Raw genomic sequence first — 23,852 nt, 5'->3', positions numbered from 1 at the left:
ACGCACATCACGGAGCCGGTAAGTGTTGTTCATGACCGGTGGCGCTTTCTAGACGCTACTGTCCCTATGCCAGCGCTCTCGCTCCAGACGTTTCAGATCGGCCGCCACCATTTCCGCCACGAGGTCGCTGAACGTCGTCTTAGGCGACCAGCCGAGCTTTGAGCGGGCTTTCGCCGGATTTCCCATCAGGAGATCGACCTCCGTTGGACGGAAATGGCGTGGGTCGATTCGGACGAGGATTTCTCCTGTCTTGCCATCCCGGCCGATCTCGTTCACCCCCTTACCTTCCCAGACGATGACGCGGCCGACTGCCCGAAAGGCACGCTCTACGAACTCTCGAACCGAGTGGGTTTCGCCCGTGGCGAGGACGAAGTCGTCTGGCTCGGCGTGCTGAAGAATCCGCCACATGCCCTCCACATAGTCGCGAGCATGCCCCCAGTCGCGTTTCGCATCCAGATTTCCAAGATAGAGGGCGGACTGAAAGCCTCGCTCGATACCTGCAACCGCACGTGTGATCTTGCGGGTCACAAACGTTTCGCCGCGCGTGGGGCCTTCATGATTAAACAGTATGCCATTGGAAGCGAACATTCCGTACGCTTCACGGTAGTTGATCGTGATCCAATAGGCATAGAGTTTGGCCGCCGCATAGGGAGAGCGCGGGTAGAACGGCGTCTTCTCCGTCTGGGGCACCTCCTGGACTTTGCCGAACAGCTCGGAGGTTGATGCCTGATAAAAGCGCACCCGCTCTCCCATCTTCAGGATGCGGATGGCTTCAAGCAGCCTGAGTGTGCCAAGGGCATCGGCGTTGCCGGTATATTCAGGCGTCTCGAAGCTTACCTGGACATGGCTTTGGGCCGCCAGATTGTAGATTTCGGTAGGGCGCGTCTCCTGAACGATGCGAATGAGATTGGTCGCATCGGTCAGGTCGGCGTAGTGGAGAAAAAAGCGTGCGTCCGGTTCGTGCGGATCGACGTAGATGTCGTCGATGCGTTCGGTATTGAAGGAGGAGGATCTGCGTTTCAGTCCGTGGACAGTATAGCCGTTCTCCAGCAGCAGTCTGGCAAGGTAGGCACCGTCCTGACCGGTCACACCAGTTATGAGCGCAATGCGATCTGTCATCGGGTCCCATCCAATCCTTGAGGGCTGTGGTGGCCTCGTCGACCGACGGTCTGCCCCACACTCCTCTAACGAAAGGCGAAAGTGCCTTGTTCTGCCAGAGTGTCTTTGTGGGAGGCACGCCAGCAAAAGAGGTAATCCCCACCGCTCAATGCCCGTCACAGCTACTTCCCGTGCGTCCCCTTTCTGCTTGGCGAGCCTCTTCAGCCTATGCTCCTATGGCATGGACGTAGCCGCCCTGCCGCGAGCCGTCACTTCACAAGCGCTTGCGCCACCGCTTCTCCGGGAGCTGCATGCCGGCCATGCTGCGGTCGGCAATGCCGAACATGTGGGTCGGCTGATCAGTGCGGCGCGGGCGATGCCTGCCGAGAAACGGTTCTCGGGTCACCTGGCAAGCGTGGCGTCAGGTTGTTGCCGACGATCCCGCCACCGACGGCGGCTTGTCGAAAGTTCTCGTAAGGCTTGCTATCGCGTCAGCAAAAATGACAATTCGTGGCCCGCAGGAGAAACATGGAACAGGGTGTAACCCTGGCCCTTTATCGCTTCCACTGTTCGGTAGGTTTGCTCCACGGGAGTGCGGTGCCACCAGTGGTGAAACTCGACGAGAATCTGTCTCGGTAGGACATCAGATCCAAGCACCTCTGGAAGGACGTCGTGCTCTGCCCCCTCGACGTCGAGTTTCAGCACATCGACAGTTGCCAGTCCGAGCATATCCAGGATAGTAGAATAACGCCTCACGTTGCAGACAATGCTCTTGCCTGTAACCAACTTCGTGGAAAAATTGCTGCGTGTGTCATCTTCGGACACAGCAAACGTTTGCTCCCCGTCGAAATTAGATATTCCCAAGGGGTAGATCCGCACAGTGGGGGGTAATTCCTGAGCGGCAATCCAGTCAAGACTGGCCGGAGTCGGATCAAACCCAAAGACCTTTGCACCGAATACTTTGCTGACTTCCAGATCAAATGAAATATCGTCCCCTAAGCCAAAGGAAAGAACAATAGGGGAGGGAGCAGCTAGAAGAGGCTCGACCGCAACGACCCAACCTCCATATGCGGAGCCGAGTTTTTGTGTAGGAATAGAGCATTCGGGCCGGAGAAGATGATCGAATCCTAAGGCCGCTCTTACAACTCGCTTACAATACCGGAGCCCATCTGGATTGTACATCAATGGTTGCCTTTGGCTTATTCCTAGTAGCTGTTCCGCTTGACTGCGCCGTCCTCACTGTGTCCGCCGTCCTCACTGTGTCCAAAATAGACAACAGCGCCAGATGGGGTTCAGTCTGGCCTAACGCGGAGCGGCTATCGACCTGTGAATTTTATATCGATTCCCTCCCGCGACCAGAGTGTCATTGTGGCAGGCGCTCCAACAAAAGGAGGTAATCCCGTCGCTCGGCGTTCGTAACAGATGCTACGGGAGCATCGCCTTGGGCTCGGCCAACGTCGTTGCCCTACCGCGTAGGAAGTAGGAGCCGCCCGGTGTGAGCGCCGGCTCACGAGTCGCCTCGTCCCCGAGGCCGTGCCGGCTCCTGCGGAGCCAAAGAAGTGGCAATCCTGTTCGTTGCGGAGCTGAACGCAGGAAGGGCCGGCAGTTCGAATCGGTCTTGGCGGGTTGCAACGAAATTGACCTTGGGTTCGCCGAGCGAAGAGATCGGGCTTGTCGAACAGCGCGGCGCGCGCAGTGTGCTGGGTACCTCAAAATGGCAGAGGTAGTAGGGCCAGTGGAAGCCGTAGAGCGGCCTTATCCAGCTTGCCGGATGCCTAATCCGCTTCATTGACGTAATCCGCCGCTGTTGCGAACACCTTCAGCATGATTGTTGTTGTCCGGCCAAGATGACGCTTCAGCGCGGCGATGCACGTCATGTCGCTGGCGGCTTCACACCAGTTCCTATTGCAGAAGCCCTTTGGCAAGTTCGCGCAACGCCTGGAACGCAACAACAAGGTATGAGGCCAGAAAGCTGCACAGATAGAAGCTTGATGGGGCGCCGCGCTCCCACCGGAGAACCAGGGCGCCGAGTTCAAGGCTCGGGTGCGTTTGTGCTACCCATACCAGGGTGGCGGCCAAGGCGAGGCTACCCAGAGCATTGGTCGGGTAATGCAGCCCCAAGTAGACTCGCGCAAGCTCTACCACCAAGGTGCAGGCCAGGGCGAGGAGTCCGAGTTCGAAGCGAACGAGAAGAATGGCGATCGCTAGACCCGCGAACAGAACCGCTCGCTCGCTGGGGAACCCGGGGGTGCCGGCGAACGGCGCTGAGCGCAGAACGGCAGCGTCGCCCAAAACGTCCGGGATATGAAGTCCAAGTGCGGAGTCAAAAATCGGCTTTGGCGTCGTCGGCAGAGCGCCCTGCAGGAAATGCGCGACGAGCGCCGCGAGGACAGCTGCGCAGACGCCGCTCACCAGCCTTGCCCTCGACTCCGGACCGTCCTGGGCGAACCAGCAATACCAAAGCAAGGACACAACTATAGCGCCCTCGGTTGTTGGGTAGACGGCACCGAAAGCGAGCCGGCTGGCGAAGGGCTGATTGCTCGCTACGGTGTTGACGGCCGTTGCGAGGGGCCTGTCGATCCAATCCGGGTTAAGGGCCAGGAAAGTCGTACCCACAAAGAGGAGGCAAAGCGCGGCGGCCTGTGTCAGGCAATGAAAATCGGACATCGGTTCGGCCATCTCAACTCTAGGCTTCGGGCGGCGGAACAACTGGAGTCCCGCTAACTAGGCGGTTGCAGAAACCTCGCAGCGCAGGGAGGCTGCAGAGCGGCCGAAGAAGGCAAGATCCTGCTCTCGGCGCAGTGTGTCGCAAAGCCGCCCGATCGGAAGCTCGATGTCGTCATAGCCGAGCACCTCGTCCCGCTTCACGTCGCGCAGCAGCCGGCAGCCCTCGGCGAGCCCGATCGGCACAAGCCGCTCGGCGTGCACCGTTCGCGCGTTCTCGCAGAGCCCGTAGGTCATGTAATGTCCAAGGCCATCGAGGATCTCTCCGGCACTAAGGTCCCGCTTGGCGGCGGCCACCACATCAACGGTCGGCGCGCCCAGGGGCGCAATCGCAGCATCGCGGAATATCGCGGCCCTCGCCACCGTGGAGGGCACCTCGAAATGACACAGATGATAGGGCCAATAGAAACAGTAGAGCGGTCCGGGGCCCATCTTGTAGAGTGAGAGATAGTGCTTCTCGACGGCATCCTCTGTGGTGCCAAGAACGAAGATGCCGGGGTTGGGCATGGCGCCGACACAATAATCAACTATCCCCGGCCCCTCGAGGAGCTGATTGAGCGGATACCACCCGACCGCCCCCTGGATCGGGGTACCAGGCTCAACCACAGGCCCGTACATGCCGCGCTTCGCCACCCGCATGCCTGTGGCGTTGGCGACGATGGCGTTCTCGAACGAGATCTTCGTGCCGTCCGCGAAGGAGGTGACCATTGGGGCCTTCATCCCCCACTTCTTGGCAAAACCCTCCTGAGTCGTCGGATTTCGGTAGGGATCGTGCAGGCCCTTGATGTTCCCGCAAAGCACCGGACGTATGCCCAGGCCCCTGACCCAACGGTAGAGGTTCATGATAACGCCGGGCTGATCCCCCTCCACATTGGTGAGGACCACTCCTGCCCGGTCGGCATACACTTTCAGGATCGGTCCGATCGTGCCGTCGAGTTCGGCGTTCATCAGGGCAACATGCTTGCCGTGCCGGATCGCCCGCATTGTGACGTGGGCAGCGAACTCGATCGCGCCTGTCGCCTCGACGACGACGTCGATGTCGTCGGCCTCGCAAATGTGCATCGGGTCGGCCGTGATCGAGCGGCGACCGCGCGCCACGAGATCCTCAAGCGCTTTGGTGCTGGTCGCCTCAGTCACATCGTCTTCACCTGCGGCGGCATAGGCATCTCGCGCCTTTTCCACGTGCCTGTTGGAAATCGCCGCGAGCTGCATGCCTGGGACATACCGCAGCATCTGCAGCGCGACGCCTCGGGCCATGAAGCCGGCCCCCACCATACCCACGCGAATTGGCCGCCCCTGAGCCTCGAGCCTCTCCAACTCCCTGTCGACAATGAACATTTACGTCTCCCCTGTGCTGCTCCCCGAAAGGTCGGGCGGCGAAAGGTTAGCGGTCATAATCGGGCCAGCTTCGGTCCTTTTCAGAAATCAGCGCCGGCGCATCCACCGGCCACTTCACTGCGAAAGCAGGATCGTTCCAGCGAACACCACGCTCGGCCGCCGGTGTGTAGAATTCGGAGACGAGATATGTCGCCTCGGAGTGGTCCTCCATGGTGAGAAAGGCGTTCGCGCAGCCCTTCGGGATGACCAGCATCCGTTGGTTCGCCGCTGACAGTTCCACCGTGAGGTGCTGCTTATAGGTGGGCGATCGGGGACGCAGGTCGATCAGCACGTCGTACAGGCTGCCCCGGATGCAGCGAAGCATCTTGTCCTCGCACTGGGGAGCCAGCTGGTAATGGAAGCCGCGCAGTGTATGCTTGTGCCTGTTGTATGAAATATTCACCTGCACGACACGATCCGGAAGCCCCTGCTCGGCAAACTCCCGCGAACACCAGCCGCGTGCGAAAAAGCCCCGCTCGTCTTCGAATTTCTGCAGTTCCACCAGGGTGGCGCCGGGAATATCGGTCTTTGTGAAAAGCATCGTAGATCCATTGGTCAAATGAGTGTCACGTCGGGTTGCATCTCCGACGATCTCTGCTCAGGGTGGCTCGCGCCGGCGGTCCTCTTGTGCGATCGAAGGACGGCCATCAGACTTGCGCCGGATGCAAGAGGCGCGAGCCGTGGACTTCATAGCCGATAGGCACATAGGCTAGGTGTGAGAGTGCGCGTCTTACACTTTCCCGACGTTCCGGCTTGACCGCGAACATAAGGAATCCGCCGCCGCCGGCGCCGCACAGCTTGCCGCCTTCCGCACCTGCGTCCCTGGCGAGATCGTAGTGGCCATTGATTGTCGCGTTGCTCACGCGGGACGCCAAACTCCGCTTCATCTCCCACCCTGCGTGAAGGACGGCACCGAAGCGCTCTACGTCGATGACGGGCTCCGCAAAGATCTCCTGAAGCATGAAGGCGTCGTCCCGCATCCGCCTGAGCGTATCGAGATTGCTTGACGTTTTCGCCTTCTGCTCTGCCAGCACGGAACTGGCCGGCCGCTGATGCGACGTCCAGAACATCATCAGGTTGCTGAAGAGATGTTCGATGGCGCCATTGCGCACCCGCTGCGGCTCGACCGTTACCGCGCCGCCCGGCTGGAAGCGGAACAGGTTCATGCCCCCGAACGCGGCGGCATACTGGTCCTGCTTGCCAATCGGCTCCTTGAGGATGTCCATCTCGATGTGACATGCCTCTTCGGCCAGTTGGCCAGGGGTGACACGTTCTCCCCGGAATGCATGCAGGGCGTTGAGCAGTCCCACCGTGAACGAGCTCGACCCCCCCATGCCCGTCGAGGCAGGCATGTCTCCGACCGTCGAGATGTAAATCGGCGGTTCGATCTCCAGGAAACGCAGGCATTCGCGAGCGATGTTGTTCTTGATCTCCCCTATGGTGTTTACCTGCTCGGTCTGTGAATAGTTCAAGCGGATGGGTTCATTAAAGATCTCGCTGTGACGCTTGACGGTGACATAGATGTACTTGTCTACTGCCGCGCTGAAGACCGCGCCGCAATCGAGATTGTAGAAATCGGGCAGATCGGTACCGCCGCCAGCAAAACTGACGCGCAAAGGAGTGCGCGTCAGGACGAGAGACGGTAGACGCTGTGCAGCGCGATCGATGATGGTCGGAAGGTCCAGTCCTGAGCGGCGCTCCACCGCTTTGGTCCCGTCTAGCTGTTCCATATTTTTCCCCCTTGAAAATCGACGGAATGAAAATTAGGCAACACGCGGCTGTGCGGTTCGCCAGCGCAGCTGACCATCGAGCGTCCCCGCCTTGAGCAAATGATCGAGCCAGCGCAGCCGCGTGAAGCGCTTGTCGGTAAAGTCTTCAAATCTAAGTGCGATCGAGCGGAACGCCTCGTAAAGGTCCTGTGCTCCCTTTCGCGCTGTCCACTGAAACTCGAAATCCGGGAAAGTCCGTGAGAACTTGCTGAAGTCCGCCTTGTAGGTCCTTTGATCCGCGCCCGGCTTCGGTGTCATTGTGAGCTGCGCGCCGGCGACGGCCTCAACGGCGATCTCCGCTATCTCGCGCACCTGAAGATTGAGGCTTTCAACACCCATGTTGAACGCCTCATTGTGGATGTCCTGTAGCGGCGCCTCCAGCATCAATTTGAAATAGCGCGCGACGTCCTGGACATGAACCACGGGCCGCCATGGCGTGCCATCGCTGTGCACTTCGACACGTCCAGTGGTGAAGGCGCTGCCCACGAAATTGTTCAGCACGGTGTCGAAGCGCATTCGCGGCGACAGACCATAGACGGTGCCGTTGCGGCAATAGACGGGCGAGAACCCGTCGTCCGCCAGCGCGCGCAGCGCTTCTTCGGCAACAACCTTCGATCTTGCGTATTCTGTTTGCGGCGCCAGCGGGGCGGTTTCGTCGACGACGGCGGCTTCCGACATGCCATACATGATGCAAGAGGAGGAAAATAGGAACCGCCGGATGCCCGCCGCCTTGGCCATCGTGGCCAGACGAACTGTTCCTTCCGCATTGATCTGCCTCGTCCAATGCGCGTTGAGATTTCCGATCGGGTCGTTCGAGAGTGCCGCCAGATGGATTACCGCGTCAAAGCCCTGCAGATCCGGGGGTTCGATGGCGCGTAGATCCTTTGTGATCTCGGGCACACCGGTATTGTCGGCTCCCAAGGTGCACGCACGAAAATATCCCATATCCAGCCCGACCACCTCATAGCCCGCCGCCTGCAACACGGGCACCATGACAGAACCGAGATATCCATTGTGTCCGGTGACGAGAACGCGTGTTGGTTCATTCATGTCTGCCCTCGCTCCGCTTCGAAAGGAGTTGACGGGTGAGGTCCAGAAGCGAGCATCGCTCGCTTACTTGCGCATATAGGCAGTCCGCGGCTTCGGCCGCTTGACGGTCACGATCGTCATCGCCGACAAAGAGTGTGCGTGTGAGGTCGAGATCAAAATCGCGCTGTGCCTGATACAGCATACCGGGTTTGGGCTTGCGGCAGTCGCAGCCGTCGTCCCAGCCGTGTGGGCAGTGGTAGATCTCCGCGATCTTGCCGCCGACGGCCTCGCACTCGGCGCACATGCGCTGGTGAAGCGCCTCGAGATCAGCGGCGGTCATCGCTCCGCGCGCTATCCCTGCCTGGTTGGAGATGATGATCATGCGGTAACCAGCCTCGTTCAGAAGGGCCAACGCCTGCTTTGCACCCGGAACCCACTCCCACTGGTCCCATGAACACACATATTGAGCCCGTGGCGGTCTGCAGTTGAGTACGCCGTCCCTGTCTACGAGCATGGTTTTTTCGCGGCTCATAAAGCGCTCCGTCGCGGGTAGACGCTCGATCGAGCCCACGCTGTAATAGCGGTGCTCGCTCACGAAGCCGGCGAGGCGATGCTGCCTCGCGAGCGGCGTGTAGATGGCCTCCTCGAAGAGGGTGTCCTCGTCGGGCAGGAGTTCGAGGGCGAGATCGGTTAGTATGGCATAGCTGATCTCGACTCCCTGCAGCCCGGGCGTGGTGCGGAGCCGGTCGAAGACGGTCACATTGTCGTTCGCATCAAGGATCACGCTGCCGCGTGAATAGCCGTCCTTGTTGCTGTAGACCGTAATCATTCCAGGCTTGCCGGCCGCACAGAAGCGTTGCCACAGCCGCTCCATGCGCATCGGCCAGTAATTGTCGCAATACAGCAGCAGGAAGCACGGATCTATGAGGTGACGGGCATTGGATACCCGGCTGCTGGTGAGGTCGTCGGGACGGGTGACGGCATATTCGATACTGAGCCCGAACCTGCTGCCGTCGCCGAAATGGTCCATCACCACATGGGGCAAATACCCGAGTAGAAGAAGAACCCTTTCGAACCCCTCCTGCCGCAGCTGTTCGATCTGGTATTCCAAAAAAGGGCGGCCGAGCACCGGCACCATTGGTTTCGGGCGATCGAGTGTGATCGGCCGCATGCGCGTGCCACGCCCGCCGGCCAGGATGACCGCCTGACGCGGCCGGCTGTAGCCGCGGCCTTCGACATCTGCCTTTTGCAGGCAGGGAGAGCTCGGCAGGACAATATTCATTGACCGCGCTCCGGTCGGTCGGCGATGAGGTATCGCGTGATGGCATGACAGATCGCGGCGTGGACGTCCTCGACGAGTTCGTAGGTGCCTTTTTCGGACCGCACCCATACTGGCTGATCGACGAGCTCTTTAAGCGTGCCGCCGTCAAAACCGACAATGCCGATGGTGGCTACCTTCCTTTCGCGAGCGAGTTCGACTGCCCGCACGAGATTAAGCGAGTTCCCGCTGGCTGAAATCACTATGAGTACGTCACCCGGCTTGGCGAAGTTCTCCATCTGGCCGGCAAAGATACGCTCGTAGCCTTCGTCATTGCCGAGTGCCGTCATCCAGGAGACGTTGTCTGTCAGGCCTATGACCCGGATTGGCTGCCTTCCCGAGCGTTTCGTGGCCTTACCGAGGTCATTGACCCAGTGGGAGGCGGTCGCTGCGCTGCCGCCGTTGCCGGCGACGAAGACTGTGCCGCCCGCATCGCGTACGGCGCGCAGCAACTGTATCGCCTCCTGCACGGCGTCCGTATCGATCTGCGCCAATGCGATGCAAAGCGATGCCAGATATTCCTGCGTGAATTCTTTAGGGTGCAACCAGAGGGCATCATCCCGCGAAGATTTGCGACATGCCGTCACTCCCTGATCGATCGCGAGCTCTGTCATGCCACCCTCGATTGCTGCAATGGTGAGCAATCATCACAGCGTGCGAGCACTTCGAGTTCAATTGCTATTCCGAACGGGAAGCTGGCGGGCGGCGCTCATCGGAGGTACTTAAAAGGAATATCCCTTGTTCTCCATACAGCCGACACGTCGGCACATGGCCATATCGGCGTCAAGATCATCACGGTGTCGCCCGACAACAATGCCGTAGGCAAACCCGCGGTGATGGGGCTTTACCTCCTGCTCGACGGCGCGACGGCGCTCCTTCCATGCGCTCTTTCGGCAGCACGGAGAGGACAAGTTGATAGATGGGTAACGCTTTGAACCGGATACCCGACGAGACGCTCCAGTTGGCCGATCCGAGCTGATGCCTTCGAAGGCTCGTCAAGCGCTTTCGACGGCAATGCCGGCGCTGCACCGCCCGGGTCGTGCGCCTCACCCACCCGGCGTACCGCTCGCGGCGGACCCACGCGACCGCGCAGAGCTGCTGGCCCGCCTGCACGAAACTGCTTCTGCCAGTGATAGAGACCCTTGCGAAAGATGCCGAGCTCCCGCGCCAACCTTGCTCACATTGGCGCCCGCAGCCATGCGTTGCACCGCCGCTCGCTTGTATTCGCCACTGAATTGCCGCCCCGGGTCTTCTCTCCTCATCAGCTCTCCTTAACGAATGGAGAACTGTTACCCTTTTCGTGTCTCAGAATCGGGGTGCACCACACCGGTTCGGACAGGATATTCCTTTTAAGTACCTCCGATGAGCGCCGCCCGCCAGCTTCCCGTTCGGAATAGCAATTGAACTCGAAGTACCCGCACGCTGTGATGATTGCTCACCATTGCAGCAATCGAGGGTGGCATGACAGAGTTCGCGATCGATCAGGGAGTGGTGCGCGAGCAAGTGCTTGGGGTACCCGTGCACGCCCTGGGCTTGGCGCAGGCAGTCAACTGCGTCTTCGACTGGGCCCTGCGGCGGGAGAGCCGAACGGTTTTCCTGTGCAATGCCCACAGTGTCGTCACCGCCCGCCGCAATCGCGCCCATGCCGAAGCGATGGATAGCGCCGATCTTGTCGCGCCCGATGGAGCGCCGGTGGCCTGGATGCTGAGACGGCAGGGACACGCGGATCAGCCGCGCATCGCCGGACCGGACCTGATGTGGATTTGTTGCCGGAGGGCATCGGAACTGGGCTCGGCAATGTTCCTGTACGGCGGCAGCCCCGGCACCCTCCAGCGTCTCGAACAGTGCATTCGAACCGAGTTTGCCGGCATAAACATCGTGGGCTCTTACTCACCTCCGCCCCGCCCTCTGTCGGCCGAGGAGGATGAGGCAGTGGTCGGAATGATCAATCAGTCCGGTGCGAGGATCATGTGGGTGGGGCTCGGATGTCCCAAGCAGGAAAGCTGGATGCAGGCGCATCGCGGCCGGATCAATGCAGTCATGTTGGGGGTAGGAGCAGCTTTCGATTTCCACGCCGGAGACGTCAAACGGGCGCCGCAATGGATGCAGAAGAGCGGGCTGGAATGGCTGCACCGGCTCTTCCAGGATCCCCGCCGGCTGGCGAGCAGGTATCTCGTGACGAACAGCCTGTTCATCCTGGCTTTGTTGCAGGCAACGCTGCTTCCCAGGCGCAGACTTCGTGACGGTTAGAGGGAGGCGGAACCAGTGAACACACTTGGACCGCCGTATTGCCGATCTGCGCCAACTTCTTCACGGCCGGCTGTTCTTTGGCGCTGCTTCTGGGAGGCGGCGCTGCCATATCTGGACTGGGTGGTTTGCATTGCCTCGACAGGCACCTGACTGGAGGCTACCATGACTCTGAGCAAACAGGCCGCCAGTCTGGCTGTCCTGCATGTCACCGACGTCCTGCAGCCGCTGATCATCTTGCCCTATGCCGGGCGTGTCCTCGGACCCATGAGTTTCGGGCGCTACGCGTATGCGCTCGCCATCGGACAACTCGCTGCCGTCGTCGTGGCCTATGGATTTCATTGGACGGCGCAGCGCAGGGTAGCTTCCCTCCGATACGAGCCGGCGGCGATCGCGTCCCTGGTTGCTCAGGTCATGGCCACCAAGGCAGTGCTGTTCATTGCCGTATGCCTCGTGGGCCTTGTGCTGGCCGGCGACGTGCTGGCGCTCAGTAGGCCGACATTCCTGTGCGCGATGCTCTCGGCCGCCGGCGGCATTATTTTTCCGGCATGGCTCTTCGTCGGCCTTGAACGCGCCTGGCAGGCGGCCGTCGCGGTGGTTGTTGCTCGCGTTCTGGCGCTCGTCTGTTTCGTCGCCCTGGTCGCATCACCTGACCAGGTCGCACTCGCCGTTGCCATCCAGAGCGCAGTTCCCGTCGTCAGTGGCGTCATCTGCTTACCTTTCATCCTTCCCATTGGGTTCGGCGGCTTCAGGTCCGTCACGCTTTCGACAATTGGAATGCAGCTGCGCAATGGCTGGAGGGGATGCCTTTTCATAGCCGTGGAGACTGCCCTCGTCACCCTCCCTGTTGCCCTTGTCCAGCATTTCGCAGGCTATGTCGCAGCCGGGCAATATTCTGTCGCCGAAAAGTTTCTGCTAGCCTCGAGAGTATTTTTCAAGTTGCTTATGGATACTTTCTTACCGAGGGTTTCATACTACGCTCATGTCGATCCGGCTGCCGGGGTTCGATTGATAAGGAGATCACTATTCACCGTAGCAGGCGGGGCGGCGATGAGTATTGGAATGTTCTTTATTGCTCCATACATAATTTTGATTCTGTTTGGAGATAAATTTTCAGGAGCGACACCTATAGTGCGTGCGATGGCAATCATACCATTTCTAATGAATATAAATACATTCACATCAAATGTATTTATGTTTAGTTACGGATATGAAAATGAATGGGCAGCCCTTAATGCATCCGGACTGCTAGTATTCCTGGTGGCCGCATATTCTTTGTCTTTCGTCATGGCGGAGCAAGCCATTGTTTACGCGATGGTGGCGAAGGAAGTCGTCGTGCTGGTGGTTTCAGCCGGCTTCTTCATCATTGGCGGAGCGGCAGTCCTTCGCACGGCGGCGGCGGCTTGCGACGCAGGCCGGGTGCGAGCGCATCCCCCGGCGCCCCAATCCGCGCCGTTGGAGCACGAGGCCGATCGTTTCCGGTCGTAGGAGAGTCTGTATGTTAGCCACCGATCACTTCGTCGTTCAGCCGTCCGGGTCGCCTCACCAGCAGATACCTCCAAAGGATCGCGACGAGCTGACCGTGAAAGACATCTTGAGATTTATTCGAAGCAGTTGGCGCCTTTGCCTCCTCTGGATGGTTGTAAGCCTTGGTGTCGGCGGCGCATATACAGTCCTTTCGCCTGGATATTACAGCGCTTATGCGACGATCCTCCTTTCATCTCCGCCCGCTCCGCAACCGGGCGAAGCTCAGGCGGATGAGAGGGTCTATGTAGAGAGCCAGATACAGGTCATTCAGTCGGACGAAGTCGTCGGACGCGTTGTTGACCACACTGGCTTAGCGGAAGACGAAGAGTTTGTGACGGACGACAGCTTGCGCACCCGGATATCCAGCTATGTGCAGGGCCAATTGGCGTCTCACTTCGGCACCGAACTGCCGACGGCGGAGCCAAATATTCGGGATGAGGCGATGGTCCTTGTGAGGCGCGCGTTTTCCGTTCTTCAGATGGGTTCCTCCAGCGCCGTCGAGATCGGGGTCACCTCTTCCGATCCTCAGTTCTCCGCCATGCTCGCGAACGCGATCGCCGACGGTTACATCGGAAATCAGCGCGAGCGCAGGCAGGCGGCTGGCGCGGAAGAAGCATCTGATCTGCACAAGCGGCTGGCGGAACTTCGGGAAAAGGCTTTTGTGACCGAATCACTGAAGGAACTCCAATCGGACCCTGAATCTGCGGAGAGGGCAAGAGTCCTTTTCCGCGAGCAGCAGAGCGCGGCCGAGGTTTATCGCTCGCTTTACAATGCCCTTCTGCAGCGGACCCTCTCCGATTTTAGCGCCTCGTCGCTGATCCCGAGCGCAAGGGTCATCACGGCGGCCGAACCGCCTCGCCAACGCAGTTGGCCGCCACCCGTCCTGATGGTAGCCCTCTCCGTTATGGCCGGTGGGGTTGCCGGCGTTGGTCACGCATTGATCAGGCAAGCAATGAACCACCGCCTGATAACGGTCGAGGATGTGCACAGGTCGACCGGCCTTGATCGGATTGTAGGGATACGCAGAATTCCCCGCCGCAGGTGGAATGTTGTGGGGCCATGCGAGCAGTCTTTGCAGCCCGTCTACTTAAAGGACGCTCCCGAGCTTCACAGCTCGCTGAGCAAAATTGCCAGCCGTATGCGCGGAGTTCAGGGCCGCCAAGGCGGATTTGTAATCGGCGTTGCTTCACCCCTCGCCAAGTCCGGAAGCTCCACGGTGGCGGTTCATCTCGCAAGGCTCATTGCGGCGACCGGGCAAAAGACACTGCTCATTGATGCCAATTGGCAAAAGCCATCGATGGACCAGCCAATGGTGAACGCGGAGCCAGGTCGCAAGCTCGCAAGGGCGTTTGCCATCATTCCCGCGCATCAGGGAGGGCTGGAAGTTCTGGTTCTCAGGCCCATGGGGTCAATCTCCGAGTTGAATGCCTCGCTCTCCATCTCCGCTGCACTCCAGCATCTGCAGCAAGAATACAGTTGCATAGTGGTTGATTTTCACAGCACCGACCGCATCGCTGATCTGGAAGCTACCATGGGCGTCATCAACGAGGTCCTTTTGGTGCTGCAGGCACGCCGCACTTTCGCGGATCACCTCAAGGGAATCCTGCGCATCATCCCTGCAGAGAAACTCTCGGCAGTAATTTTGACCAGGATGAACCGTGCGGCTTTCAGTCCTAACCGGGAATACAGGCCATGACCTCGCCAGCGACATTGTCACGCAGGAAGGGTTCAAAGCCGGTCGACCTCGTTTCCAGCCATTCCCCTGACGTGCTCGACTACACCCTCTTTCTTTCGGGCATTTGGCTGGCCTGCGCCCTCGCAATATCCCTGCGCCTGCTTGGCCTTTTCTTCATAGTGGTCCCGGTCGGTGTCTGTCTGGCCTATGCCTTGCTGCGGCAGACGGTGCCGCCTCGTCTGCTCGCGGTCTACACCGCCTTCTGCCTCTTCATTGCCCTGCTGTCCAGATACAGGCTGATGCCGGATTCCTGGCAGGTTCACTTCCTTCAAGAAGCAGTCACAAGGCAAATCGTCCCGATTGTTGGATTCTTCGCCGTCGCATGGGCGTCCAAGGCCTATTTCCGCCGCAGGCTGATGAGCGGCAATGCCTTTTTTGGTGCACCCGTTTTCCTGTTCCTGTCTCTCGTTGTCGCGCCGGCGGTGATGTTTCAGCAGGACGTGCAATATCCGCGCGCATCTGGGCAAGCCGCGATAGTGATTCTTTATGGTGCGCTGATCAACAACATGGTCATTGCCGTGTTTTTCATTGCAGGCGGTATCTTTCTGACGAACGACTGGCGCCGATACGGCGGCATTTTGCTCCTTTTGGGAATAGCCCTCGCCAGCCCCTTGGCTCAGTTCAAGGTGCTTGCGGTCACGACGATCGTCATTCTGATTGGCGTGCCCGGCCGGTTGATGGCCGCAGCTTTGGCGACCGCACTGACTTCGGCTTATGCCGTCGGGCTCAACTTCATACCTCAAACCTTTGCTCTGGACCCGAACTCTGGGATCCGACTCGCGTTCATTTCGGACGCACTCGTATCCGTTGCGGATACATACGGGTTTGGCATCGGATTTGGGAGGGAATCTGTCCGATGGCGATACGAGTTTCCCGGATTCGAGGATATTACCTTTCTTCCCGACACCCATAATATTACGCATGCCAGAATGCTTGAGGTACTCTCGACAGGAATTCACAATTCGTTCTTTCAAGCCATATTGCGGACGGGGGTCATTGGTTTTATTTTGATCGTGTCTGCCATTTTGGTGGCCTTCCCGCCAAATCGACTGCCACGCGGTGTTCGCAATCATGCGTCCACGGTCTTCATCACGATTTTCCTCGCCATGTTCGTCAATCCGGCCCTGGAGAGCCCTCTACAGATTGTGGGAATTGCTTTCTCATACGGCTATTTGATTGCGCTTCGCGCCAGCGTTCCGGCCTTGGCTGTGGAACTTCCTCCAGTTGAACCGGATCGAACGCAGCATTACGCTTGTTCATACATCGGAACGAACATGGATGCGGCCCTCCCGACATAGGGCAGGCTATCGGTCTCGGTAGAAGGGATCGCGTTGTACGATTTTGGCGCGGCAGGAGCAGGGGAGCCGTCCACTGATGTGCCCGCTCATGCGGCGGCGCCGTGCCGGTCCATCAGGAGTGCCTCGAAAGAGCCAGCGAGCCAGCCATTTTGCCTCGGCCTCGGCTATGCCTCTTCTGGTAGCATAGGGCCATCCACTGCGCAGGTTCGCCCGCGCCGGAGAAACCCGTAATAAGCCGCCCGTAGAGATACGGGGGCAACCCGTTGGGGGACCTTGGGGGACCCATGAAGCTGTTGAGATCCTTGTTGTCGGCGCTGTCGATGACCATGGCTTCGACCCGCCTCGCTTCGTTTGCTGGCGCCATCGCTCTGATTCCGACAGCGACACTTGCCGACTACAAGCTAAAGCCCGGAGATACGCTGGAAGTATCGGTCCCTGGTATTCCGGATTTCAGGCAGCGATTGCTGATCGGAGTGGACGGCGAGGTGAACTTGGCGCTGGTTGGAGCGGTTCAAATCAGCGGCCTTTCCGTTCAACAAGCGCAGGAAATAATCGCCGGCAGTCTCGCCAGCAAGCCCTATCGGCGGGGGACCGAGGACGGCCGTGAAATAACGCAGCTGATCCAGACGGACCAGGTCTTCGTTTCCCTTGCCGAATACCGGCCCATCTATGTTTATGGTGATGTGGCCAGGCCGGGAGAGTACATCTTCCGGCCGGGTATGACCGTCCGACAGTCTGTGGCGGTTGCCGGTGGCTACAGCGCTGCCCAGGTTCGCATCGCCAATCCGCTCATGGAAGCGGCCGATTTCCGTTCCGAGTACAAAGCCCTATGGGCGCAATTCGCAACGGAACAGGTTCGCATTTGGCGCCTTCGCACCGAACTCGGCGAAGAAGTCGAACATGTCGAGAACGCACCGGTGCCTGAGGCGCTCGCCGAACGATTGAAGCAAACGGCAACAGCGCATATCGAAGCTCGTCTGTCAGACAGTGAAAAGGACAAGGAGCTTCTGCGACGTTTTGTCGAGGAGGCTAACCTGCAACTGGGGCTCCTGTCTGAAAAGAAGAAGAAGGACGAAGAGGGAAGCCAGGCCGACACCGAAGATTACGAGAGAGTCAGGACGCTGTTTCAGAAGGGCCTGGCGGCGACCACGCGCCTATCTGAAGCCCGTCGAGCGGCGCTTATGTCATCAACCCAACTGCTCGATACGATCGTCCAGGCATCGAACATCGAGCGCCAGCGCGGCGAATATGTCAGACAGATGAACAAGATCGACAGTGAACGACGAATCGCGGCCTTGGGAGAGCTACAGGAGGCCTATATGAATCTGGCCCAGATCTCGGCGCGTCTTGAGGGTACCGCGCAGAAGCTGGCGCTTACAGGTCAAGCGCAATCCACCTTGCTGATAGCCGCGGGTCGGCCCGAGATAACAGTGCATAGAAAGCGAGAGCAGGGCGCCGAGACGCTCCCCGGCAGCGAAGATCTCGGGCTTGCGCCCGGCGACGTTGTGGAGGTCGTTTTGCCAAAGGTCGACTTTTCCGGAGCCGTCGCGTCGTCGCCACGGGCGTCCGGGATGCCGAATTGAGATTCGGACGTGGCGGACTGCGATGCGCGTCTTAATGGTTCATAATTTCTACCAGATAAGGGCCGGAGAGGACAGCGTGGTTCGGGAGGAGCTCGCGTGCCTCAAGCAGAATGGGGTCGACGTCGAGCTGTTCTCCGCCACGAATGACGATATCGTGTCGGTCGCGCGGAAGATTTCTAGCGCCGTGGGGGTCATCTACAACCCTCATTCACGGCGGACTCTGTCCCGAAAATTGGCGGAATTTTCACCGGATATCGTCCATATCCACAATTTCTTTCCTCTCCTGAGCCCCTCCATCCTGGATGCGTGCCGCGAGGCCGGCGTGCCATCAGTGATGACCTTGCACAATTTCAGGATTCTCTGTCCCAGCGCCTTGCTTTATCCCGATGAGAGGCTTCGGGAGCGAAGTCTCCGCCACGCCTGCTGGTGGACTGTTCCGAAGAAGGTCTACAGGAATTCCCTGGCGGGCACGCTCGCCGTCGCCGCAATGGTCGAGTTTCACAAGCGAGCCGGCACCTGGTCCCGCAAGGTCGACCGCTTCATTGCCCTTACCGACTGGGCCAGGCACAAGCTTGTGGAAGGCGGCCTGCCGGCCGAACGCATCGTCGTCAAGCCGAATGCGGTTGCCAGGCCGCCGATCTTCGGTGACCTTCGTCGCAATGGAGGGCTGTTCGTGGGACGACTGGATGAGCACCACAAGGGAGTGGCCACGCTGCTCGAGGCGTGGAAGGAGATCGACTACCCGCTGCGGATCATCGGCGACGGCCCGTTGGCTTCGCTCGTCGAGCAGTCTGCGGGCGAGCGCGTGGAATATCTCGGGCGTCAGTCGCGCGAGACGGTGCTGAAGGAGATGCAGGCTGCAGCATTCCTGCTCTTTCCGTCGAAAGGCTATGAATTGTTTCCCATGACCGTCATCGAGGCCTTCGCAAGCCGGCTGCCGGTCATCTGCTCGGATTTGCCGTGGATCAAGGGGGTCGTTGAGCCAGACGTCACCGGCCTTGTCGTTCCTGTCGGCAATGCCGGCGCGTTGGCCGATCAGGTGCGCTGGGCGCTTTCAAACCGATCTGCCTTGCAGGAAGTGGCAGGCCGGGCCTATGCCGCCTATCAGGAGCGGTACACGCCCGAAGCAAACTTCAATCGGCTGATGGCCATCTATGAACCCCTGGTCAGGCGCCCGATCCGGGCCTTAGCGGCAGTGTCGTGAGGTGGGCCGGAACATGGGCTGGCAGGAACCGACCAGGGCTGCCTATAGGGCAGACCAAGCTTCACGCGTCAACAAGCGCAGTGCGGGCCGGGGTACTTCCCATTTGCCTGAGGATAGATCCTGCCGCCTCGCATACTTCGGCGAGGTCCTCTTTTGCTTCCATTGCTGAAACACGGTGCCACTGGAGGCTGCGGCCGCCCGCAGACACCTGTTGTCACGGTTCGATCGAATGCGCATTGTCTTGACCCGGCGCGAACCTTTGGATTCACCTGATGGTGTCAGCATCTTCATTGTGGCACTTGCCCAGGCGTTGCTCGAACTGGGGCACCAGGTGCAGATCGTGGTCGGCACCTTCGAAAGCGCGAAATTCCAGCGACTTCTTTCGCCTCGCCTCGAGTTGCCGATAATCGGATTGAGCCGCTCGCCGTTGACCGGACCGGCCTCAGTCGCGGCATGGCTGCGGGCGATCGGTATCATCAATCGGTTCCGGCCGGACCTTGTCATCCACAGCGAGACGGTGCCGCTACCGTTGCGTGGCACGATCGTCCAGGTCGTTCACGATCTCGAGAGGCGGAAAGGGGCGCTTGCGGCAGTACGGCGAGCCATTCGACGCGCGAGCATGCGGCGCTGCCACTACGTCGTCGCCTCCACGACCGAGCTTCAGGAGGAACTGGTGCGAGATCTTGGGCTGCCAAGCGACCAAATCCTGAAAATTCCCAAATGCATCGATCGCCAGTCATATGCGTCTCGTGGGCTGGCAGAGCGCGAGCGGGCAATCCTCCATGCCGGCACATCGCCCTACAAGGTGCCAGAGGCGACGATCCGGGCATTCGGCGCCCTCAACGATCCTTCCGTACGGCTCTACCTGACGGGTGACATCACACGACCGGTGACGAAGGCGGTCGACGCTCTTCCTGAAGCGATACGGGGGCACGTGGTCCTTCTCGGGATGGCAGAGGGAGCACGCGTTCGCGAACTACACAGCCGCGTTCGCGTCGCCGCTTTCCCCACGCGCTATACGGTCCCTGTCGCCTCGGCAACGGTGATGGAGGCGATCGCCACCGGCACGCCCATTGTCGGGTCTTCAAGGCTCAGCCGGGATCTGCTCGCGGATGGCGTGAATGGGACAGTGGTCGAACCACAGGCCGAGGCGATGGCCGCAGCGCTGAAGGCTGTGCTGGACGATGATGACCTTTGGTCGCGTTTGTCGGCAGGTGCCGGCCAGTGGGTGGGACGGTTCGATGCACAGCGAGTCGCAAAGCAATATCTCGAGCTCGCGGATCTCTACGGACATGGGAGATGACAAAGGGACTGCCGAGCCGCGGCGGCATTCAGGCTCGCAGATCGTCAGCGACTTCGTCGGGCACCTTGGACCCTCGCTGAAAGCTTCTTACGATTGGGGATTGCGATGATCATCGGCTACTGTCGTATCAACACCTTCGAACCCGCTGCCAGGCTGGAGGCGCAAAAGCTTTATCTTGCCCGCTTGGGAGCCGAGAAGTTCTTCTGCGAGAAGACTGGCATATTCGGTTCGACGCCGGAGCTGGAGAGGGCGATCGCATGTGTCAGGAAAGGAGACGTGATTGCGGTCACGAAGCCGTACCGTGTTGCGCGCACAACCCGCGAAGTGCTGGCGCTCATCGAAAGGCTTGGCAGCAAGCATGTCGGTCTTCGCATCGTCGACACACCTATCGATACGAGCACGACGACGGGACGCATGATTCTTGCATCAGCGCCTCTCTGGACGCTTGGGATGTCGCCGTCGCGGTCAATGCTGTCAGACCTGCTTCTCTTTTGGCGTTGTCGTCGATAGGGCCTCATCGGATCTCTGCTCACTGCCAGTTGAAGGCAAGCCGCAATGGCCGTCTGGGATCAAATGGCTTGCGCTCGATGGACCAACCGGCACGCACGGCCGCCCTTTGCCAGATGATGTTGCGGGGATTGGCGAGCGCGTAGACGCAGCAGTCCCTAACACTGTGCTTTTCAGCGCCTTCTGATATCCGGGTATGGAACGACAGGCCGTTGGATGTCGGGGCGTCCCTGCCGTCCCGTGGCTCATTGTAGGTGTCCCGGCTCCGGCAGCGGTTGAACGCGCAACCGCCACTGCCGACCTTACCCTGCGGAACGGCGGAGAAGGCGCCGTTGCCCTGTTGAACGGCATCGACGTCATCGACCCGGCAATTGAAGCTCCCCTCCAGCATGACGCCAACGCCTGTGGGGCTGTTATTGTAGAAGACGAGTCCGCGTCGAATTGTACAGCGGTCCGAGTGAAAGGCGGAAATATTGTCCTCGGTCCAGGAGGTGGGACCGTTTTCGGCTGAGAATTCTTCCAGGCTCGTATCCGGAGAGCGGTCGAACTGCACATTCTGTCCGCGGGGGAACGGCCCGCGCGCGTCGTGGAGTTCGAGGAAGCTCATCTGGGTGCCTGGACAGTCGAAGACATAGATATTGGAGGAGCCGCGGGACGCCTTGACACGGATGATGATCGCATCGGGGCAGCTTTCCAGCTCTATGTTGTTGCGGTTCTGACTTGGTTCGGTCCCCGAGGGGGGAACGCCGACACGATCGATCTCGAGATCCTGCAAGCGTATTCCGGCGGCTCCGCGGGCGTATATTCCGCTGCCCATGGCATGACGAATGCGGCAGCTGCGGATGATGACGCCCTGATGGAGTACCGTGATCCCGTTGCCATAGGGGGCGTAAATGTCAAGATTTTCAATGATCTGCCCATCCGCGCGCGTGCGCACGGGACCGCTTGGACGCGCAAGGGAGACGGCACCCCCGAACCATTTATCGCCCGATCGCCCTTGGGCCAGAGGCACCGCTGCACCGACGGCACCCGAGGCAGGCAGCGCCAGCAGCCCGGCGAGCAGACGGCGCCGATTAAGGCGCCGGGGTTCAAGAGACTGCCGGCCGCGCAACATGAGATCTACCAGCCCGCCCAGTTCGGGTGCCAAACGTCGACTCGGCTTGTGCGAAGACGTCGAGGTGGCCAACGAGATGCAGATAAACCCTACCTGTCGGCAAGGCGGCTTCTTCGGTCAGGTTGTCGTCAGGCATCCCCATTTTTCCCCTGTGCGCCAGCGGCGCAGGTTCCTGAAGAATGCACATCGGCGGCAGGCTTATGCACGCACAGCACTCCCCACACCATCTCTCCATTCTGGCCGCCGCGAAAGCCCTTCATAAGGCTTAACTCCGATGGGCAAAGTGCCATCGGCCGGATTCCCTGCCATTCTCTGAAGCTGGTAATAAGCGGAGCGCGAGGCGATGTCGGTTGAAGCGGACGTCTTTGACTATGTGATCGTCGGAGCCGGGGCGGGAGGCTGCGTCTTGGCCAATCGTCTGGCGGCTGACGGGACCAATATGGTCTGCCTGCTCGAGGCGGGCCCGGCCGACAGCAGCATCCTTCTGCACATTCCGGCGGGACTCTACAAGACATCGTCGAATCCGAAATATGCCTGGCAGTTCGACACGGAGCCTAGTCCGGGGACGGCCAACCGTTCTATTCCGATGTCGCAGGGCAAGACACTAGGCGGTTCGACCGCAATTAACGGAATGAACTACAACCGCGGCGCGGCTGCGGACTTTGACGAGTGGGCCCACCAGGGCAATCGAGGCTGGGGCTACGCCGACGTGCTGTCCTATTTCAAGAGAACCGAGCGGAGGCTTGGGGCATGCGATCCCTTCTACCGCGGGACGGACGGACTGCTTCCAGTTACAGATTGCGATTGGCGACATCCACTATGTGATGCATTCATCGAGGCCGCGCTCAATGCCGGCATCCCGCGTAATCCCGACTACAATGCAGCAAGCCAGGCCGGTGTGGGCTACTATCAGCGCTATATCGATAACGGATGGCGCGTGAGCGCAGCGCGGGCTTTCCTACGGCCGATCGCCAGAAAGAAGAACTTGGACGTCCGCACGAACGCGCAGGCCACGGCCGTCCTGTTCGAGGGAAAGCGTGCCATCGGCGTTCGATATGGACGAGGAGGGCCGGGTCATCCCACGAGCTGTGTGAAGGCCCGTCGAGAGGTGATCCTCTCCGCTGGCGCGGCGAACTCACCAAAGCTGCTGCAGCTGTCAGGCGTGGGTGCTGCGAGTATGCTCTCCGGCCTTGGAATTCCGGTTGTGCACGAATCCCCCGGTGTCGGTGCAAATGTTCAGGACCACTACATAGTCCACCTGATCGCCCGGGTGGAGGGCATCGAAACGGTCAGCGGACACGGCTTCGCCCTCCTGCGCGAGGCAGCGAAATGGATGCTGGGCCGCCCGAACTTTCTCGCCGTCAGCCCGTCGCTCGTCTACGGGTTCGTCAACTCACGGGATCTTCACTCCATCCCCGATATCCAGCTTGACCTTGCCCTGGGCAATTATACCGATCACGGCGCGCGGCGGTTGCCGGTCATCAAGCTTGGCTATTATCAGTTGCGGCCGAAGAGCGTCGGACATGTTCGGGCGGTCTCGGCAGATCCGTCACAAGCGCCGCTGATCCAGCCCAACTATCTCGCCGATGATCAGGACCGACAGGTCGTCATCAACGGCATGAAGACTGTGCAGCAGCTGTTTCGGGCCCCCGAGCTCAGGCGCTACAACTGCACGGAAGAGCTTCCCGGCCCGAAAACAACGGACGACGCCGACCGGCTGCAGTTTGCCCGCGAAACCGGGCTGACAGCCTATCATTTGTGCGGATCGTGCCGGATGGGCCCATCCGCTAGTGTTGACTCTGTCGTGGACGACCAGTTGCGGGTCCACGGCCTCGAGGGCCTGCGGGTCGTTGATGCTTCCATTATGCCCTCCGTTCCCTCGGCCAACACTTCGGCCGCTGTCTTTATGATCGCGGAAAAGGCAGCAGACATGATCCTGGGTCGGCAACCCCTCCCGGCACTGGAGCACTATGCGCCGGGCCAACCCGCGGCGGCCGAATAGTTGAAAGTCGAATGACA

19 protein-coding genes and 1 pseudogene are annotated in these 23,852 nt (G+C 59.9%); 10 read left to right on the top strand and 10 right to left on the bottom strand.

The genetic code is table 11. From position 1 onward, the window contains the following. Positions 1 to 48: 48 nt before the first annotated feature. The 9 genes from gmd to NKI41_RS24605 all read right to left on the bottom strand — a co-directional run bounded on the left by gmd (position 49) and on the right by NKI41_RS24605 (position 9,929). The gene (gene gmd, locus NKI41_RS24645) at positions 49 to 1,119 is read right to left on the bottom strand and encodes a GDP-mannose 4,6-dehydratase (RefSeq protein WP_352502827.1); all 1,071 of its coding nucleotides are present in this window, start codon (positions 1,117 to 1,119) and stop codon (positions 49 to 51) included. Positions 1,120 to 1,581: 462 nt separating this feature from the next. After that, positions 1,582 to 2,280, bottom strand: coding sequence for an FkbM family methyltransferase (locus tag NKI41_RS24640; RefSeq protein ID WP_352542513.1), 699 nt, complete (start codon positions 2,278 to 2,280; stop codon positions 1,582 to 1,584). 720 nt (positions 2,281 to 3,000) lie between these two features. Continuing rightward, a complete protein-coding gene (locus NKI41_RS24635) occupies positions 3,001 to 3,777 on the bottom strand; it encodes a phosphatase PAP2 family protein (protein ID WP_352685472.1) in 777 nt (258 codons plus the stop codon). A gap of 45 nt (positions 3,778 to 3,822) precedes the next feature. Further along, positions 3,823 to 5,160, bottom strand: coding sequence for an NAD(P)H-dependent oxidoreductase (locus tag NKI41_RS24630; RefSeq protein WP_352685471.1), 1,338 nt, complete (start codon positions 5,158 to 5,160; stop codon positions 3,823 to 3,825). Between the two features lie 46 nt (positions 5,161 to 5,206). After that, a complete protein-coding gene (gene rfbC, locus NKI41_RS24625) occupies positions 5,207 to 5,740 on the bottom strand; it encodes a dTDP-4-dehydrorhamnose 3,5-epimerase (RefSeq protein ID WP_352685470.1) in 534 nt (177 codons plus the stop codon). Positions 5,741 to 5,846: 106 nt separating this feature from the next. Then, positions 5,847 to 6,929, bottom strand: a complete 1,083-nt coding sequence (locus tag NKI41_RS24620) for a GHMP family kinase ATP-binding protein (protein WP_352685469.1) — start codon at positions 6,927 to 6,929, stop codon at positions 5,847 to 5,849. Positions 6,930 to 6,962: 33 nt separating this feature from the next. After that, a complete protein-coding gene (locus tag NKI41_RS24615; protein ID WP_352502821.1) occupies positions 6,963 to 8,018 on the bottom strand; it encodes an NAD-dependent epimerase/dehydratase family protein in 1,056 nt (351 codons plus the stop codon). Beyond that, on the bottom strand, positions 8,011 to 9,279 hold the full coding sequence (locus tag NKI41_RS24610; RefSeq protein WP_352685468.1) for an HAD-IIIA family hydrolase: 1,269 nt from the start codon (positions 9,277 to 9,279) through the stop codon (positions 8,011 to 8,013). The genes NKI41_RS24615 and NKI41_RS24610 overlap by 8 nt, the downstream gene beginning before the upstream one ends. Then, positions 9,276 to 9,929 (bottom strand): SIS domain-containing protein, encoded by a 654-nt coding sequence (locus tag NKI41_RS24605; protein WP_352502819.1) that lies wholly within the window; start codon positions 9,927 to 9,929, stop codon positions 9,276 to 9,278. The genes NKI41_RS24610 and NKI41_RS24605 overlap by 4 nt, the downstream gene beginning before the upstream one ends. 132 nt (positions 9,930 to 10,061) lie before the next feature. On the opposite strand from NKI41_RS24605, the pseudogene NKI41_RS24600 reads away from it, so the two are divergent. The 9 genes and pseudogenes from NKI41_RS24600 to NKI41_RS24555 form a co-directional block, all read left to right on the top strand. Further along, positions 10,062 to 10,184: pseudogene (locus NKI41_RS24600) on the top strand (bifunctional Delta(1)-pyrroline-2-carboxylate/Delta(1)-piperideine-2-carboxylate reductase); the annotation flags it as partial. Between the two features lie 592 nt (positions 10,185 to 10,776). Beyond that, positions 10,777 to 11,565 (top strand): WecB/TagA/CpsF family glycosyltransferase, encoded by a 789-nt coding sequence (locus NKI41_RS24590; protein ID WP_352502817.1) that lies wholly within the window; start codon positions 10,777 to 10,779, stop codon positions 11,563 to 11,565. 162 nt (positions 11,566 to 11,727) lie between these two features. Next, a complete protein-coding gene (locus NKI41_RS24585) occupies positions 11,728 to 13,050 on the top strand; it encodes an oligosaccharide flippase family protein (RefSeq protein WP_352685466.1) in 1,323 nt (440 codons plus the stop codon). Positions 13,051 to 13,060: 10 nt separating this feature from the next. Further along, positions 13,061 to 14,785 carry a GumC family protein gene (locus NKI41_RS24580; RefSeq protein ID WP_352685465.1) on the top strand — a complete coding sequence of 575 codons (1,725 nt, stop codon included), beginning with the start codon at positions 13,061 to 13,063 and terminating at the stop codon, positions 14,783 to 14,785. Further along, positions 14,782 to 16,122, top strand: a complete 1,341-nt coding sequence (locus NKI41_RS24575) for a hypothetical protein (protein ID WP_352473817.1) — start codon at positions 14,782 to 14,784, stop codon at positions 16,120 to 16,122. Before NKI41_RS24580 ends, NKI41_RS24575 begins: the two co-directional genes overlap by 4 nt. Before the next feature lie 284 nt (positions 16,123 to 16,406). Then, positions 16,407 to 17,705: a polysaccharide biosynthesis/export family protein gene (locus NKI41_RS24570; protein ID WP_352685464.1), complete on the top strand. Its 1,299-nt coding sequence runs from the start codon at positions 16,407 to 16,409 to the stop codon at positions 17,703 to 17,705. A 76-nt stretch (positions 17,706 to 17,781) separates the two neighbouring features. Beyond that, positions 17,782 to 18,909, top strand: coding sequence for a glycosyltransferase family 4 protein (locus NKI41_RS24565; RefSeq protein WP_352685463.1), 1,128 nt, complete (start codon positions 17,782 to 17,784; stop codon positions 18,907 to 18,909). A gap of 259 nt (positions 18,910 to 19,168) precedes the next feature. Then, on the top strand, positions 19,169 to 20,212 hold the full coding sequence (locus NKI41_RS24560) for a glycosyltransferase family 4 protein (protein ID WP_352685462.1): 1,044 nt from the start codon (positions 19,169 to 19,171) through the stop codon (positions 20,210 to 20,212). 105 nt (positions 20,213 to 20,317) lie between these two features. Continuing rightward, positions 20,318 to 20,722: a recombinase family protein gene (locus tag NKI41_RS24555; RefSeq protein WP_352685461.1), complete on the top strand. Its 405-nt coding sequence runs from the start codon at positions 20,318 to 20,320 to the stop codon at positions 20,720 to 20,722. Positions 20,723 to 20,741: 19 nt separating this feature from the next. On the opposite strand, the gene NKI41_RS24550 is transcribed toward NKI41_RS24555, so the two are convergent. Then, complete coding sequence (locus NKI41_RS24550) at positions 20,742 to 21,866, bottom strand: right-handed parallel beta-helix repeat-containing protein (RefSeq protein ID WP_352685460.1); 1,125 nt, start codon at positions 21,864 to 21,866, stop codon at positions 20,742 to 20,744. Positions 21,867 to 22,176: 310 nt separating this feature from the next. Here NKI41_RS24550 and NKI41_RS24545 point away from each other — a divergent pair, with 310 nt between their 5' ends. After that, positions 22,177 to 23,835: a GMC family oxidoreductase gene (locus NKI41_RS24545; protein ID WP_352685459.1), complete on the top strand. Its 1,659-nt coding sequence runs from the start codon at positions 22,177 to 22,179 to the stop codon at positions 23,833 to 23,835. Positions 23,836 to 23,852 lie beyond the last annotated feature (17 nt).

Origin of the sequence: Mesorhizobium sp. M0601, assembly GCF_040320845.1 — a bacterium.
GTDB lineage: Bacteria > Pseudomonadota > Alphaproteobacteria > Rhizobiales > Rhizobiaceae > Mesorhizobium.
The sequence above is the reverse complement of the archived record's forward strand: the minus strand, read 5'-3'. Positions and strand labels throughout refer to the sequence as shown.

Coding starts and splice junctions, on each gene's coding strand:
- NKI41_RS24555 (WP_352685461.1), top strand. CDS start 20,318: ATGATCATCGGCTACTGTCGTATCAACACCTTCGAACCCGCTGCCAGG.
- NKI41_RS24585 (WP_352685466.1), top strand. CDS start 11,728: ATGACTCTGAGCAAACAGGCCGCCAGTCTGGCTGTCCTGCATGTCACC.
- NKI41_RS24610 (WP_352685468.1), bottom strand. CDS start 9,279: ATGAATATTGTCCTGCCGAGCTCTCCCTGCCTGCAAAAGGCAGATGTC.
- NKI41_RS24635 (WP_352685472.1), bottom strand. CDS start 3,777: ATGGCCGAACCGATGTCCGATTTTCATTGCCTGACACAGGCCGCCGCG.
- NKI41_RS24570 (WP_352685464.1), top strand. CDS start 16,407: ATGAAGCTGTTGAGATCCTTGTTGTCGGCGCTGTCGATGACCATGGCT.
- NKI41_RS24580 (WP_352685465.1), top strand. CDS start 13,061: ATGTTAGCCACCGATCACTTCGTCGTTCAGCCGTCCGGGTCGCCTCAC.
- NKI41_RS24590 (WP_352502817.1), top strand. CDS start 10,777: ATGACAGAGTTCGCGATCGATCAGGGAGTGGTGCGCGAGCAAGTGCTT.
- NKI41_RS24620 (WP_352685469.1), bottom strand. CDS start 6,929: ATGGAACAGCTAGACGGGACCAAAGCGGTGGAGCGCCGCTCAGGACTG.
- NKI41_RS24545 (WP_352685459.1), top strand. CDS start 22,177: ATGTCGGTTGAAGCGGACGTCTTTGACTATGTGATCGTCGGAGCCGGG.
- NKI41_RS24615 (WP_352502821.1), bottom strand. CDS start 8,018: ATGAATGAACCAACACGCGTTCTCGTCACCGGACACAATGGATATCTC.
- NKI41_RS24640 (WP_352542513.1), bottom strand. CDS start 2,280: ATGTACAATCCAGATGGGCTCCGGTATTGTAAGCGAGTTGTAAGAGCG.
- NKI41_RS24575 (WP_352473817.1), top strand. CDS start 14,782: ATGACCTCGCCAGCGACATTGTCACGCAGGAAGGGTTCAAAGCCGGTC.
- gmd (WP_352502827.1), bottom strand. CDS start 1,119: ATGACAGATCGCATTGCGCTCATAACTGGTGTGACCGGTCAGGACGGT.
- NKI41_RS24605 (WP_352502819.1), bottom strand. CDS start 9,929: ATGACAGAGCTCGCGATCGATCAGGGAGTGACGGCATGTCGCAAATCT.
- rfbC (WP_352685470.1), bottom strand. CDS start 5,740: ATGCTTTTCACAAAGACCGATATTCCCGGCGCCACCCTGGTGGAACTG.
- NKI41_RS24630 (WP_352685471.1), bottom strand. CDS start 5,160: ATGTTCATTGTCGACAGGGAGTTGGAGAGGCTCGAGGCTCAGGGGCGG.